This is a genomic window from Aquabacterium commune, assembly GCF_004362855.1.
Lineage (GTDB): Bacteria > Pseudomonadota > Gammaproteobacteria > Burkholderiales > Burkholderiaceae_C > Aquabacterium > Aquabacterium commune.
Map to the genome: position 1 here is coordinate 346,273 of NZ_SNXW01000001.1, position 13,182 is coordinate 359,454.

The 13,182-nt window shown below is 71.5% G+C and carries 15 protein-coding genes and 1 riboswitch; of the genes, 6 read left to right on the forward strand and 9 right to left on the reverse strand.

Annotated elements, in window-relative coordinates; translation table 11 throughout:
• Window positions 1-5 precede the first annotated feature (5 nt).
• From EV672_RS01555 to clsB, 4 genes are all read left to right on the forward strand, one after another.
• Window positions 6-332: a P-II family nitrogen regulator gene (locus EV672_RS01555; RefSeq protein WP_133605816.1), complete on the forward strand. Its 327-nt coding sequence runs from the start codon at window positions 6-8 to the stop codon at window positions 330-332.
• A gap of 66 nt (window positions 333-398) precedes the next feature.
• Window positions 399-884, forward strand: a complete 486-nt coding sequence (nudB, locus tag EV672_RS01560) for a dihydroneopterin triphosphate diphosphatase (RefSeq protein WP_133605817.1) — start codon at window positions 399-401, stop codon at window positions 882-884.
• 20 nt (window positions 885-904) lie between these two features.
• On the forward strand, window positions 905-1,714 hold the full coding sequence (locus EV672_RS01565; protein ID WP_133606435.1) for an endonuclease/exonuclease/phosphatase family protein: 810 nt from the start codon (window positions 905-907) through the stop codon (window positions 1,712-1,714).
• A 1-nt stretch (window position 1,715) separates the two neighbouring features.
• Window positions 1,716-3,077 carry a cardiolipin synthase ClsB gene (gene clsB / locus EV672_RS01570; protein WP_133605818.1) on the forward strand — a complete coding sequence of 454 codons (1,362 nt, stop codon included), beginning with the start codon at window positions 1,716-1,718 and terminating at the stop codon, window positions 3,075-3,077.
• Between the two features lie 320 nt (window positions 3,078-3,397).
• Here clsB and EV672_RS01575 read toward each other — a convergent pair whose 3' ends face one another.
• Genes EV672_RS01575 through EV672_RS01615 form a run of 9 tightly spaced genes read right to left on the reverse strand, consistent with a single transcriptional unit; the run spans window position 3,398 to window position 12,023 of the window.
• A complete protein-coding gene (locus EV672_RS01575) occupies window positions 3,398-4,006 on the reverse strand; it encodes a histidine phosphatase family protein (protein WP_243738457.1) in 609 nt (202 codons plus the stop codon).
• Between the two features lie 5 nt (window positions 4,007-4,011).
• Window positions 4,012-4,905, reverse strand: coding sequence for an adenosylcobinamide-GDP ribazoletransferase (locus tag EV672_RS01580; protein WP_166643408.1), 894 nt, complete (start codon window positions 4,903-4,905; stop codon window positions 4,012-4,014).
• Window positions 4,906-4,912: 7 nt separating this feature from the next.
• Window positions 4,913-5,986, reverse strand: a complete 1,074-nt coding sequence (gene cobT, locus EV672_RS01585; RefSeq protein WP_133605820.1) for a nicotinate-nucleotide--dimethylbenzimidazole phosphoribosyltransferase — start codon at window positions 5,984-5,986, stop codon at window positions 4,913-4,915.
• Window positions 5,987-5,998: 12 nt separating this feature from the next.
• Entirely contained in the window at window positions 5,999-6,568 is a 570-nt protein-coding gene (cobO, locus tag EV672_RS01590) for a cob(I)yrinic acid a,c-diamide adenosyltransferase (RefSeq protein WP_133605821.1), read from the reverse strand.
• Between the two features lie 35 nt (window positions 6,569-6,603).
• Window positions 6,604-7,416 carry an ABC transporter ATP-binding protein gene (locus EV672_RS01595; RefSeq protein WP_133605822.1) on the reverse strand — a complete coding sequence of 271 codons (813 nt, stop codon included), beginning with the start codon at window positions 7,414-7,416 and terminating at the stop codon, window positions 6,604-6,606.
• Window positions 7,413-8,399, reverse strand: a complete 987-nt coding sequence (locus tag EV672_RS01600) for a FecCD family ABC transporter permease (protein WP_279536164.1) — start codon at window positions 8,397-8,399, stop codon at window positions 7,413-7,415. The genes EV672_RS01595 and EV672_RS01600 overlap by 4 nt, the downstream gene beginning before the upstream one ends.
• Before the next feature lie 53 nt (window positions 8,400-8,452).
• Window positions 8,453-9,373 (reverse strand): ABC transporter substrate-binding protein, encoded by a 921-nt coding sequence (locus EV672_RS01605; protein WP_243738458.1) that lies wholly within the window; start codon window positions 9,371-9,373, stop codon window positions 8,453-8,455.
• Window positions 9,364-9,957, reverse strand: a complete 594-nt coding sequence (cobU, locus tag EV672_RS01610; protein WP_133605824.1) for a bifunctional adenosylcobinamide kinase/adenosylcobinamide-phosphate guanylyltransferase — start codon at window positions 9,955-9,957, stop codon at window positions 9,364-9,366. The genes EV672_RS01605 and cobU overlap by 10 nt, the downstream gene beginning before the upstream one ends.
• Window positions 9,958-9,995: 38 nt before the next feature.
• A complete protein-coding gene (locus tag EV672_RS01615) occupies window positions 9,996-12,023 on the reverse strand; it encodes a TonB-dependent receptor (RefSeq protein WP_166643409.1) in 2,028 nt (675 codons plus the stop codon).
• Between the two features lie 74 nt (window positions 12,024-12,097).
• Window positions 12,098-12,350: riboswitch (cobalamin riboswitch) on the reverse strand.
• 84 nt (window positions 12,351-12,434) lie between these two features.
• Between EV672_RS01615 and EV672_RS18920 the strand changes: the two genes are divergently transcribed.
• Together EV672_RS18920 and EV672_RS01625 are read left to right on the forward strand one after the other, a co-directional pair.
• Window positions 12,435-12,716, forward strand: coding sequence for a cell division protein ZapB (locus EV672_RS18920; protein WP_243738459.1), 282 nt, complete (start codon window positions 12,435-12,437; stop codon window positions 12,714-12,716).
• Between the two features lie 5 nt (window positions 12,717-12,721).
• Window positions 12,722-13,078 carry a cell division protein ZapA gene (locus EV672_RS01625; RefSeq protein WP_133605826.1) on the forward strand — a complete coding sequence of 119 codons (357 nt, stop codon included), beginning with the start codon at window positions 12,722-12,724 and terminating at the stop codon, window positions 13,076-13,078.
• Window positions 13,079-13,182: the final 104 nt, after the last annotated feature.

Sequence of the window (13,182 nt, forward strand, 5' to 3'; positions counted from 1 at the left end):
AACCCATGAAAGAAATCCGAGCCATCGTGCGGCCCAGCCGCCTGGACCGCCTGCGCGACACGCTGCGTGCCATCCCCAACTTCCCCGGCGTGACGATCTTCAAGGCGGAGGGCTTCACGGCCCCCGCCGCGATCGACAAGCGCACCGTGAAGGAGGAACTCACCGACTTCACCGGCAAGCTGATGGTGTGCGTGCTGGCCGACGACGACATGGTCGAGCCCATCCGCGAGGCCATCATCGACGCCTGCAGCACCGGCGTGATCGGCGACGGCCTGGTGTGGACGGTGGACATCGCCACCATCCACCGCATCCGGGATCACTCCACGCTGTGAAGTGACGCTGAGCGCCGCCCCTTCTCCGGGCGGCGCAGGGACACGCAGGCATGCCACACTGCTGGCATGTCTGCCCCCGAACACAAGATCCCGCAATCCGTGCTCGTGGTGATCCACGCGCCCAACCTGGACGTGCTGCTCATCGAGCGCGCCAAGCAGCCTGGCTTCTGGCAGAGCGTGACCGGCTCCAAGGACACGCTGGACGAAGACTGGGCCCTCACCGCCATCCGCGAGGTGGCCGAGGAAACCGGCATCGCCGTCGGCGCCCCCGACGTGCCGCACAGCGCCCTGCAGGACTGGGCCCTGGAAAACATCTACGAGATCTACCCCGTCTGGCGCCACCGCTACGCCCCCGGCGTGACGCACAACACCGAGCGCGTCTTCGGCCTGACGGTGCCCCGCGACACCCCCATCACCCTGGCCCCGCGCGAGCACACCCAGCACGTCTGGTTGCCCTGGCAGGCCGCGGCCGACCGCTGCTTTTCGCCGTCCAACGCCGAGGCCATCCTGCAGTTGCCACAGCGTCTCGGCCAGCGCCTGGCGCGCACCTGAGGCGGGGGAACCGAGCCGTGCTGAACCCGCTCCAGTCCTCCCTGCTGCCGCCCTCGACGGTGGGCTCGTCCTGCCTGCGCGTGGCGACCTACAACATCCACAAGGGCGTGCGCGGCATGGGGCCGGCCAAGCGCCTGGAGATCCACAACCTCGGCCTGGCCGTCGAGGCCCTGGACGCCGACATCGTCTGCCTGCAGGAGGTGCGCCACTTCCACGAGGCCGAGGCGCGGCGCTTCTCGCGCACCCAGTTCGGCCACCTGGGCTGGCCGTCGTCGCCGCAGGCCGATTACCTCGCACCCGAGGGCTACGAGGTGGCCTACCGCACCAACGCCGTGACGCGCGGCGGCGAGCATGGCAACGCCCTGCTGGCGCGCTGGCCGCTGGGCGATGTGGGCCACCACGATGTGTCCGACCACCGCTTCGAGCAGCGCGGGCTGCTGCACGTGCCCGTGCACTGGCAGGACGTCACCGTGCACGTGGTGGTGGTGCACCTGGGCCTGATCCACGCCAGCCGGGCGCGCCAGGCCGAGCGCCTGGCCGCGCTGGTGCGCAACGAGATCCCGGCCGGTGCGCCCGTGGTGGTGGCCGGCGACTTCAACGACTGGAACGAGAAGCTCGACGGCATCCTGCAGGACGCCGGCTTGCAGCGCGCCCTGGGCCCCGACGACAGCCGCGTGGCCACCTTCCCCTCGCTGGTGCCCGTGCTCTCGCTGGACCGCGTTTACACCCGCGGGCTGCGCTGCGTGTCGGTGATGGTGCCGCGGGGCTCGGCCTGGGCGCGCCTGTCGGACCACCTGCCGCTGGTGGTCGAGCTGGAGCGGGTGGGCTGAGATGCCGGGCAAAGATGCTGGCGAGGCGGCAGATCGCGCAGCGGATCACACAGCAGAAACCGCCACCGCCGACTTCCACGCCCTGGCCGGCCTGGCCTGGTACGCGCAGCGCAAGCCGGTGTTCACCGGCGGCAACCGGGTGCGGCTGCTGCAAGGCGGGCGCGACCTCTTCCCGGCCCTGACCGAGCGCATCGACGCGGCCCAGGACAGCGTCTGGCTGGCGCTCTACATCGTCTCGCCGCTGGGCCAGAGCGGCGGCGTGCTGCAGGCGCTGATGCGGGCGGCGCGCCGCGGCGTGCAGGTGCACCTGGTGGTGGATGGCCTGGGCTCGCGCGAGGCGCCAGAGGCCCTGTGGAAAGACATGGCCGCGGCCGGCGTGCAACTGGCCGTGTACCGCCCGGTGAAGGGATGGTCGGCCATCTTCGATGCGGGCCAGTGGCGGCGCATGCACCTCAAGCTCTGTGTGGTGGATGGCGCCCACGCCTTCATCGGCGGCATCAACCTCATCGACGACCACTACGACCTGCACCACGGCTGGTCGGACCAGCCGCGGCTGGACTACGCCCTGCAGGCCCAAGGCCCCGTGGTGACGCCCGTGCTGCACACGGTGAAAGCGGTGTGGACGCGCGCGCAGTTCGGCCGCGACTGGCGCGACGACCTGACCCAGTGGGCACAGGACCCGAACCGCCTCAAGCGCCTGCAGGAGCTGCTGCGCCAGGCCCGCTTGCGGCTGTCGCCGCAGGAGCAATCGGACATCGCCCAGGCGGTGAACCTCAGCCTGCCCATGCGCAGCGCCTTCGTGATGCGCGACAACCTGCGCCAGCGCCGCACCATCGAGCAGGCGTCGCTGCAGGCCATCCTGCAGGCGCGCCAGCGCATCGACATCGTCACGCCCTACTTCTACCCGCACCGCGCCATCCGCCTGGCGCTGCGCTCGGCGGCCTCGCGCGGGGTGGAGGTGCGCCTGCTGCTGCAGGGCAAGCTGGACTACCGCATCGCCGGCCTGGCCGCGCAGGTGCTGTACCACGAGCTGCAGTGGCACGGCGTGCGCATCTTCGAGTACCAGCCGGCCTTCCTGCACGCCAAGGTGCTGTGTGTCGATGACGAGTGGGCGACGGTGGGCTCGTCCAACCTGGACCCGCTCTCGCTGGTGCTGAACCTGGAGGGCAACCTCATCGTCAAGGACCGCGGCTTCGTGCGCACGCTGTCGGCGTCGCTGAACGAGGACTTCGCCCTCAGCCGCGAGGTGCCGCCGCCGCCCAACGGCCACCGCCCAGGCTGGTGGGCGCGCGTGCGCCGCGGCTTCGTGGCCTGGGTGGCGAAAACCTACCTGCGCCTGGCGGGCGTGACGGGGCGCTACTGAGGCTGTTTGCCGGGCATACCGAGCTTTTTGCCGCAGCGGCGCACCCATCTGGTGCGCATGCCGAGCTCAGAGCTCGGCGCGTGCACCTGTTTGGTTCTCCGTCCGAGCTCAGAGCTCGGTGCGCGGAGCTTGGCTGCTCGGCGCGCGGAGCTCCAAGCTCGGTGCACGCACCAAAAAGGTTCGCTCATGGAGCTCAGGGCTCGGCTGGCGGAGTTCGGAGCTCGGCGTGTGGCGCTCAGAGCTCGGCGCATGCACCTCGGAGGTGCGTTGACGGAGTTCAGAGCTCGGACGCTGCAGCCCGCCACTCGGTAGGCGCACGGTCACAGCCCGCGCCAGCGGCTGCCGTACCGGGGCGCCGAGGGCCATTGCCCGGCGCTGGGGATGGCCGCGGCACCGTGCAGGCGCCACCACTGGCGCGCCAGCATCCAACCCGCGTGGGCCACGACCGTGGCGCCAGGCACCGGGGGCGCCCAGGCGGCGGCGCGCGCCAGCACCTGGCGCAAAGACTCGCCACCGCCGGGGGCGTGGTCGGCGAAATCGGCCACCCAGGCATCGACCTCGTGGCGCGGGATGTCGGCCCAGGCACGGCCGTCCCAATGGCCAAAGCTGGCCTCCAGCAAGGCGGCATCGACCACCACGCGCCAGCCCAGGCGGCGCAGGTGGCGGGCCACGTCGCGGCAGCGGCGCAGCGGCGAGCAGCAGACCACGCGGGGCGTCGGCTGAGCGGATGCGGTCATGCCCTGTGCCGCCTCGCGCAGCGCCTCGCGGTGGATGCGCCGCGCCAGGCGGCGGGCCTTGCGCGGGTCCACGGCCACGTCGGTGCGGCCGATGCAGCGACCAGCCACGCCGCGCGGGCGGGGATGGCGCCAGGCGCATACCTCGGCGTGCACCTCGGCGCACGTGTCGCCCGGCCGGGACGCTGGCGTCAACGCCCTCATGCCACCGGGTGAACCACGCTCAACCACGCCAGCAAGGCCATGAGCTCGCAGAGCTGCTGGCTGGCGCCCAGGGCGTCGCCGGTGAAGCCGCCCAGGCGGCGCTGGAACCAGCGGTGGCAGAAGACGCCCGCGATCACGGCGGCCCCCAAGGTCTGCCCCATGGCCGCCAACAGGGTGCCCGTGGGCCAGCCGGCCTGGGCCAGGCACAGCCACATCGCACCTGCCACCAGGGTGGTGCCCCCTGCGGCCGCCAGCACCTGCGCGCCACTCACCTGCATGGCCAGGGGCTTGGCCTTGGCGTGGTCGGCGTCGCCCGCGTAAGGCAGCAGGCGGATCAGCACCACCGGCACCAGGCGCGACAGGGCGTGGCACCACACCAGCGCCATCGCCGTCCAGGCCAGCAGCACCTCGCGGACGTGGCTGGTCTCGGCGCTGTTGAGCTCTTGCAGGCGCGGCGTGGCCAGCGAGGCCAGCACGGTGGCCTTGAGGCCCAGCATCAGCACGAGGCCGATGGCGCCATAGGCACCGATGCGCGAGTCTTTCATGATGGTCAGCGCGCGCTCGCGGCCGACGTGGCCGCCCAGGGCGTCGCAGGTGTCGGCCCAGCCGTCTTCGTGGAAGGCGCCGGTCAGCCAGACGGTGGCCGCCATCGACAGCCCCACGGCCACGGCGGGTGGCCACCACTGCGCGGCCAGCACCAGCACCAGCGCGCCCCACAGGCCCACCATGGCGCCGACCAGGGGGAAGTGGCGCAGACAGCTTTGCAGCCACTGCGGCTGCCAGCCCACCCAGGCGGGCACGGGCACGCGGGTGAGGAATTGCAAGGCGACGAAGAACAGGCGCAATTCGTGGCTCAGTGTGTGGCGAACGGCGTGCAGCAGTGAGGTCATCCGCGCATCATGCCCGCGGCTCGGCAGTGCCACCCCCGGCCGTGCTGACCCCGGCGGCCTCGAAGCTGGCCATGTCGCACAGGAGGTGGCAGGCCGACACCAGCAGCGGCCAGGCCAGGGCCGCGCCGGAGCCCTCGCCCAGGCGCAGGTCCAGCTTGAGCACGGCCTCGGCGCCCAGGTGCGCCAGCATGCGGGCGTGGCCGCTTTCGTCCGACTGGTGGGAGAACACGCAGCGCTGCAGCACCTGCGGCTGCAGGGCCTGGGCCACCAGCACGGCGCTGCTGACGATGAAGCCATCGACCACGATGACGCGGCGCTCGGCCGCGGCCTGCAGGATGGCGCCCACCATCATCGCGATCTCGAAGCCCCCGAAGGCGGCCAGCACGGCCAGGGGCTCGCGCACCTCGGCATGGCAATGCAGCGCTTCTTGCAGCACGGCGAGCTTGCGCACCAGGCCGCTGCGGTCCAGGCCGGTGCCCCGGCCCACGCAGTCGGTGAGCGGCTGGCCGCTCAGGCGCGCCATCAAGAGCGAGGCGCTGGAGGTGTTGCCAATGCCCATCTCGCCCAGCAGCAAGGCATTGCCCTGCAAGCCACGGACCACGTCGGCGCCGGCCCGCAAGGCTTGCTCGCATTGGGCTGCGCTCATGGCGGGGCCCTGGGTGCAATCGGCGGTGCCGGGCGCCACCTTGGCATCGACCAGGCCCGGGTGCGCCGGCAGCGCGCTGGCCACACCGGCGTCCACCACGGTCAGCGCCAGGCCATGCTGGCGCGCCAGCACGCTGACCGCCGCGCCACCGCCCAGGAAGTTGGCCACCATCTGCGCCGTCACTTCCGCCGGGAAGGCCGACACGCCGCGCGCGGCCAGGCCATGGTCGCCCGCGAACACCACCATCTGGGGCTGCTGCAGCACCGGCCGCTCACTGCCCAGGACCAGGCCGATCTGGCGGGCCAGGCCCTCGATGCGGCCCAGCGAGCCCAGCGGCTTGGTCTTGTGGTCGAGGAGGTGCTGCAGCCGCGCGGCCAGGGCTGCGTCGTGCAGGTCGGCCACCTGCGGGATGAGGTCGTGCGGGGTCGCGTGCATGGGGTGGGCCACTCAGTCTTCGATGCCGCGCTGCGCCGGGATGCCGGCCTCGTAGGCGTGCTTGACCTTGCGCACCTCGCTGACCGTGTCGGCGATGGCGATGATTTCGGGCGGGCAGTCGCGCCCGGTGATGACGACGTGCACGTGCGAGGGGCGCGCGCTCAGCGCCTTGACCACCTCGTCCAGCGGCACCCAGCCGTAGATCAGCGGGTAGGTCATTTCATCGAGCACGACCATGAAGGTCTCGCCCGCGGCGATGACTTCGGCGGCCCGCGCCCAGCCTTCGCGTGCCAGTTGCGCCGAGTGTTCGAGGTCTTTGCTTTTCCAGCTGAAGCCGTCGCCCAGGCCTTCGATGGCGATGCCGAGTTGCTCCAGGGCACGGTGCTCGCCGAAGCGCGCGCTGGGCACCTTCATGAACTGGAAGATGCGCACGGACTTGCCACGGCCATGGGCGCGCAGGGCCAGGCCAAAGGCCGCCGTGCTCTTGCCCTTGCCGTCGCCGGTGTTGACGATGAGCAGGCCGCGGCGCTCGGCCTTCTCGCGCTGTTGCGGGGCTTCGGTGGGGGGGGTCTGGATGTCCATGGTGTGCGCTTGAAGGGGTTGTGTGCGGATGGGTTTCAGTAGCAGGGCAAGGCCGTCCAGCGCCCATCGACCTGGGCGATGCGCACGGCCTGCGCGAAGACGGTTTCGATGGCACGGTGCACGGCGGGCTCACCGGCATCGCCACAAGCGAGCAACACGCCCGATTGCATCACAGCGATGCGGTCGGCGGCCAGCGCCAAAGGCAATTCATGCAAGACGCTGACGACGGCACGGCCGCGCTGTGCCTGCGTGCGCAGCACCTGGGCCAGCAGGCGTTGGTGCGGCGCGTCGAGGTGGGCCGAGGGCTCGTCGAGCAGCAGCACCGGCGCCTGGGTGGCCAGGGCGCGGGCCAGGTGGGCGCGCTGGCGCTCACCGCCCGACAAGGCCTGCAAGGCACGGTGGCGCAGGGCGAGCAAGTCGGTGTCCTGCAAAGCCTGTTCGATGGCCTCGCGGTCGGCCGCCGAGTGCGCCGGCCAGCCCCACCAGCCCTGGTGCGGCAGGCGGCCCAGGGCCACGGTGTCATCGACCGAAAGGGCCTCGTCGCCGGGTGGGGTCTGGCCCATCCAGGCCAGCTGTCGGGCGCGTTGGCGGGCATGTTCGCGGGCATGTCGGCGGGCCGACACCCGCGCACCGCTCTGGCCATGCAACAACACCTCGCCCGAGGCCACCGGCCACAGCCCGGCCAGGGCCTGCAAGAGGCTGGACTTGCCCGCGCCATTGGGCCCAACGATGGCCAGCCACTGGCCCGCATGTGCCGCCAGGCTGACGCCGCGCACCACCGTGGCCTGGCCGCGCTGCACGCTCAGCTCGCGGGCCTGGAGCACAGGGACGTTCGGTGCCGCGCTCATGCCGGCCTCCGGTGCAGCAACACCAGCAGGTACAGGCCACCCAGCACCGCGGTCAACACACCGACGGGCAATTCCTGCGGCGGCAGCAGGCCGCGCGCCAGCACGTCGGACACCAGCATCAGCACGCCGCCCATGGCGCTGGCCGCCCACAAGAGCACGCGGTGGCGCCCGCCGCTGATGCCGCGCACCAGGTGGGGCGCCGCCAGGCCCACGAAGGCCACCAGACCGGCCTGAGCCACGGCCGCCGCGGTGGCCGCCGCCAGCACGCCCACCAGCACGCCGCGGGCCAGGCCCAGCGGCACGCCCAGGCTGCGCGCGGTGTCTTCGCCCAAGGCCAGCGCGTCCAGCACGCGCGACAGGGCCAGGGCCAGCGGCAAGGTGAGCGCCCACACCCCGGCCATGAGGGCACAGGCGTCCCAACCGAGCAAGGCGGTGTTGCCCAGCATGAAGGCCTGCATGGCCCGCCAGGCTTCGGCCGACCACAGCATCAGCCACTGCGTGAGCGCGCCCAGCACCACCCCGACGACGACGCCGGCCAGCAACAAGCGCAGGGTGTGGGCCGCGCCGCGGGCGAGCAAAAGCGTGAGCAACACGCCGCCCAGGGCGCCGACGAAGGCCAGGGCCGTCAGGCTCAGGCGCGCACCCAGGCCGGATGCCACGGCTGCGTCATTCCCCCCCGGCAACCAGCCCCAAGCACCGCCCGCGGCCAGCGCCAGGGCCATGCTCAGGCCGGCCCCGGAAGCGCTGCCCAGCAGGTGGGGCTCGGCCAGCGGGTTGCGGAACAGGCCTTGCGCCACCGCGCCGCCCAGGCCCAGCAAGGCCCCCACGAGGAAAGCCCCCAGGGTGCGCGGCGCGCGGATGTCCCACACGATGGCGCGCTGGCCGGCGTCGCCCCAGGCCTGCCAGGGCGCTTGCCAGCCCTCGGCGCCCATGCCCAGGCCCAGCAAGGCCAGCACGGCGACCAGGGCGAGGCCGGCGGCCAAGGGCACCGCCGGGTGCGTGGCTTGGCGTGCAGTTGGGAGGGGGTGCGGCGCCGTCATCGGGGCGCGGCAGGCGCGTGGTCCTGCAGGCAACGGGCCAGCACCATCGCCGCCTGGCCGACACGCGGACCGGGCCGCGACAGCACGTCCATGTCGGCCGGTGACAAGGCGCAGATGCGGCCCTGCCGCACCGCCGCCATGGCGGCCCAGCCGGGGCGCTGGGCCAGGCCTGCGCGCTCGCCGGCCGACACCACGATGAGCGCCGGCCGGGCCTTCACCACGAACTCCGGGTTCAGCTTGGGGAAAGGCCCCAGCGCAGCGGGCACCACATTGCGCGCGCCCAGTTGCGTCAGCAATTCGCCGATGTAGGAAGACTCGGACGCCGCGTAAGGCGCGCTGCCCACCTCGACGTACACGGCGATGCCGCGTGCGCGCTCCGGCACGGCCAGGCGCGCCACGCGCAGTTCATCCTGCAGGCGCTGCCACTGCACGGCTGCGGCCTGCGGCTGGCCGATGAGCGCCGCGACCTTGTCCAGCACGCGCCGCACCTGGCCCAGCTCGGTGGCGTCCAGCTCGGCCACGGCCAGGCCCAAGCTGCGCAGCCGCGCGCTCAGGCGCGACGAGGGCGCCAGCAAGACCAGGTCCGGGCGCAGGGCCACGATGCGCTCCACGTTGGCATCTTCCAGGCCGCCCAGCTTGGGCAGGTGGGCCACTGGCGCGGGCCAGTTCGACCAGCGGTCGGTCGCCACCAGGCGCTCGCAAGCGCCCAGCACGCACACGGATTCGGTCAAAGACGGCAGCAGCGACACGATGCGCTGCGGCGGTGCCGGCAAGGTCACGGGGGTGCCGCGGTCGTCCACCAGGGTGATGGGGGTGGGTGTTTTGGCGGTGGCGGTGGCAGTGGCGGTGGCGGTGGCGGCCACCAGCATGACCGAGGCCGCCCATGCCCTCAGGCCGGTGCGCCGCGTCAATCCCAACGCTGCACCTGCTGCGTGAAAGGCTGGCCGGCGGCCATCAGCGTGATGTGGCCGCAGCAATGGGCCACGTCCTGGTGCAGGCGCCCCAGTTCATCGACCACGCGGCGCACACCGGCGCCCAGCGGGATCACGCCCATGCCGATCTCGTTGGACACCAGCACCACCGGACCCTCGCGCTCGCGCAGGGCCGCCAGCAGGTCCAGCCGGCGCTGTGCCCAATCGGCCTCACCCACCAAGCCATCGGCTCGGGCGTCGGCCCGGGCATCGGCGGCACCGTGCAGGGGCATCAGCACATTCGTCACCCACAGCGTCAGGCAGTCGATGAGCACCAGGCGCTGCGGGTCGCGCACGCTGCGCAAGGCCCCAGCCAGGTCCAGCGGCGCCTCGGTGGCATCGAAGCTCGCCGGGCGGTCCAGCCGGTGCCGCGCGATGCGCTCGCGCATCTCGTCGTCCGACACCATGGCCGTGGCCACCACCGTCACCCCGTGCTGCGGCGAACGCTGCAACCAGGCTTGCGCCAGCCGCTCGGCATGGCGCGACTTGCCGCTGCGCTGGCCGCCGAGGATGAGGTGGTGTGGGCTCATGGACGTTGGGGTCGGTGCGAGGGTGCGCCAGCGACGCTTCAGAAGCGCCGCGTGACGGCGAGCTTCAGGCTGCGGCCGGCGTAGGGGTACACGCCACGCACCGTGGCACTCGCACCGCAGGGGTTCGAGCCGTCCAGGGTGTAAGCGTAACCGTAGTCGAAGCCACGGCGGTCGGTGAGGTTGTTGCCACTGACGGCCAGTGTCCAGTCGCGGTCTGACCACGCATAGCGCGCGTCCAGCAGCGTGGACGAGGGCACGCGCATCGAGCAACCGTTGCTTTCATCGCCGCTGTAGCGCGATGCGGCCAGGAACTGCACACCCGCGTCCAGGGTCTGGTGATCGTCGATGCGCCAGCTGGCGCGCAGCGTGGCCGAGCGCGGCGCCACCAGCACCATCTCTTTGCCCGCATTGACGCCCTCGCGAAAGCGTGCGGTGAGCTGCTGCACCACGGCCGACACGCTCAAGCGCTGCGTGGCCTGCCAGCGGCCTTCGGCCTCGACGCCCTTGCGCTGCGTCGGGTCGATGTTGGCATTCGCAAAGACCGAAGCGTCATAGACGATTTCGTCGCGCGTTTTCTGGGTGAAGTAGCGCACCGTGGCCGACTGCGCACCCTGCGCCCACTTCACACCGATTTCGCGGTCGCTGTTGCGCTGCGGGCGCAGTGGGCCCTGGCTGGGCGTCAGGCGGTTTTCGTCGATGTTGGCCAGGCGGTAGGACGTGGCCGCGCGGCCATAGACCTCCCACCCGGGGATCACGGTCTGGCTCAGGCCCAACTCGCTCGCGTAGAGGTGATCGTCGCGGTTGTAAACCGAGGCAGGCAGGCCGAACGAGCCGCCGGTGCCGGGGAAGTTGCCCACCTTGTTGACCGTCTCGCTGCGCCAGCCCGCGCTGATGCGCGTGGCCGTCGGCAGGGCCACATCGCCACGCGCAAAGAAAGCGCGGTTGCGCTGGGTGCCCGTCTCCAGGCCCAGGCTGCCGGTCTTGTCGAAGCGCCACTCCTGCAGGTCCACGCCCGAGACAGCCTTCACATCCACACCGGAGAAGTCCTGCGCGTAGCGCACGGTCGGTGTCAGCTGCGACTGCTGGCTGTTGCTGCGCACCTCTGCAGACCCGAACGACACATAGCGCGAGGCCGATGTGCGCTCGCGCTTGCCTGCGTCCAACTGCAGCGCCCAAGCTGGTGAGGCCTGCCACGCGAGTTGCGTTGTGTAGCGCATTTCACTGGCATTGGCGTAGTCCCTGGGCGTGTCGGTGCTGCGCGGACGCTGGCGTGCATCCTCGAAACTCAACGCTCCCGGCAGGCGCGAAGCCTGGTCTTCGTGCTGCACGCGAAACGCTGCGCGCACGTCCTTCAGCCGCAACTGGGCGCCGAAGCTGCCCACGTCCTGGCGGTACTCGGCGTTCTCGCGCCAGCCACCGTCGCGCACGCGTTTCACGGCAGCGTCCAGCAGCCAGGGGCCCATGCCGTATTCGCCACTGGCGCCCAGCTCATGGCCACCGAAAGACGCCACCGCCGCCTGCACGCGGCCCGACGTCACCGCTGCGCCGTCACGCGCCCCTTCGGGCTGCTTGAGGATCACGTTGATGGCGCCTGCCGAGGCGCCTTCGCCCCACATCACGCTGCTGCTGCCACGCACGATCTCGATGCGGTCGATGCGGTCCAGGGGGATCGCGCTGAGGCGGGCGGTGACGTTCTCGTTCTCGCTGAGGCGGATGCCATCCACCAGCACCACCACGTTCTGGCTGGCCGCATCGCCAAAGCCGCGCAGGTCGATCTTGTTCTCGCGGCCATTGGTGAGGTCCGCGCGGGCGGGCACGCCGCCCAGCTTGCGGATGGCCTCGTTGGCGTCCGACACGCCCGAGCGCTCGATCTGCTCGGCGGTGATGACGGTGGCGCCGATGGGCGCCGTGCGCAGCAACTGCGGCATCCGGCTGGCCGACACCACCACCGGGTCCACCTCATCGGCCCGCGCCGCGCCCCACGACAAAGCAGACAGCACACCACACGCCACGGCCACGGCCGAACGCACCCCGGGTGCGACACGCACCGAGTTCACAAAAAACATGATTGAAACAGACAGGCAAGAGCCCGAGCCAGCGTCCCCGCAGGCATGGGCGGAACAGCCCGACGGCATCGCTGCCATCGAACCCCTTGCTGGCCGGTATCCGGGCTGGGCGATGCGACCTGTGAAACCTTCCCAGGCCCGAAGACCCAGTGGCTGAAGCACACAAGCGGAGCACACGCAGCGATGGACAATCACTGCACGGCTCGACCGCCGACCGTTGCGGGGGCAGCGCAAGTCAGGCTGGCATCGGCGATGCGCAGACCCTCTTGCTTCCCGTTTAACTGCACCGGCGGAACACCGGTGCGAGCACCAACGGGGCGGATTCTACGCCCTGGCGCCCCGCCCTCCAGCGCACGCCTACAATCCGGCAACGTCCGACGCCTTTGCCGACGCTCCAGGTGGCCGCGCCCCATGTCCAGAATCGACGAACTCACCGACCGCATCGAACGGCTCCTGCTGCGCCACGAAGAGCTGCGACGCACCAACGACCTGCTGGCCCAGCAAGTCACGGTGATCACGCAGGAGCGCGACTCCCTGCGCGCGCGCCTGGCCGCCGCCCGCGGTCGCATCGACGCCCTGCTCGACAAGCTGCCGCTGCCCGCCACGGGCGCCCACCCCGGCATGGACGCCGACGTGGATGCCGATGACGTGGACGCGGCCGACCACGGCCATCCCCAGCCCCCCGACGCCTGAGCCCCATGAACCAGATCGAAGTCTCCATCATGGGCCAGAGCTACCGCCTGGGCTGCCCCGAAGGCGGTGAGGCGCGCCTGCGCGAGGCCGTGGCCCAGGTGGACCGCGAGATGTGCGCCATCCGCGACAGCGGCAAGCTCAAGGCGCGCGAACGCATCGCCGTGCTGGCCGCGCTCAACCTGGCCTATGTGCTCAGCGAACGGCAGGTGGCCGCGGCCGCACCGGCAGCAGGGCCGTCGCCATCGCCCGCACAGGCCAGCCGCCCGGACACCGACGCAGCCACCCCCACCGACGCCGCCTACATCGACCAGCTCATCGCCCGCCTCGACCAGACCCTGGGCCAGGACGGCCACCTGATTTGAGGCCCTGGCCACGGCCTGCGACAACACGATGTCAGTGCACCGCAAGCCCCTGTGAAAGGGGACGACATCGGCGCAATTTCTCGCCCACGCCGCGCGCCAAGTCG

Excerpts from the sequence above, each read along its gene's own strand:
- clsB (WP_133605818.1), top strand. The coding sequence starts at position 1,716 with ATGCCGGGCAAAGATGCTGGCGAGGCGGCAGATCGCGCAGCGGATCAC.
- EV672_RS01580 (WP_166643408.1), bottom strand. The coding sequence starts at position 4,905 with ATGACCTCACTGCTGCACGCCGTTCGCCACACACTGAGCCACGAATTG.
- nudB (WP_133605817.1), top strand. The coding sequence starts at position 399 with ATGTCTGCCCCCGAACACAAGATCCCGCAATCCGTGCTCGTGGTGATC.
- cobT (WP_133605820.1), bottom strand. The coding sequence starts at position 5,986 with ATGCACGCGACCCCGCACGACCTCATCCCGCAGGTGGCCGACCTGCAC.
- cobO (WP_133605821.1), bottom strand. The coding sequence starts at position 6,568 with ATGGACATCCAGACCCCCCCCACCGAAGCCCCGCAACAGCGCGAGAAG.
- EV672_RS01625 (WP_133605826.1), top strand. The coding sequence starts at position 12,722 with ATGAACCAGATCGAAGTCTCCATCATGGGCCAGAGCTACCGCCTGGGC.
- EV672_RS18920 (WP_243738459.1), top strand. The coding sequence starts at position 12,435 with ATGTCCAGAATCGACGAACTCACCGACCGCATCGAACGGCTCCTGCTG.
- EV672_RS01595 (WP_133605822.1), bottom strand. The coding sequence starts at position 7,416 with ATGAGCGCGGCACCGAACGTCCCTGTGCTCCAGGCCCGCGAGCTGAGC.
- EV672_RS01615 (WP_166643409.1), bottom strand. The coding sequence starts at position 12,023 with ATGTTTTTTGTGAACTCGGTGCGTGTCGCACCCGGGGTGCGTTCGGCC.
- cobU (WP_133605824.1), bottom strand. The coding sequence starts at position 9,957 with ATGAGCCCACACCACCTCATCCTCGGCGGCCAGCGCAGCGGCAAGTCG.
- EV672_RS01555 (WP_133605816.1), top strand. The coding sequence starts at position 6 with ATGAAAGAAATCCGAGCCATCGTGCGGCCCAGCCGCCTGGACCGCCTG.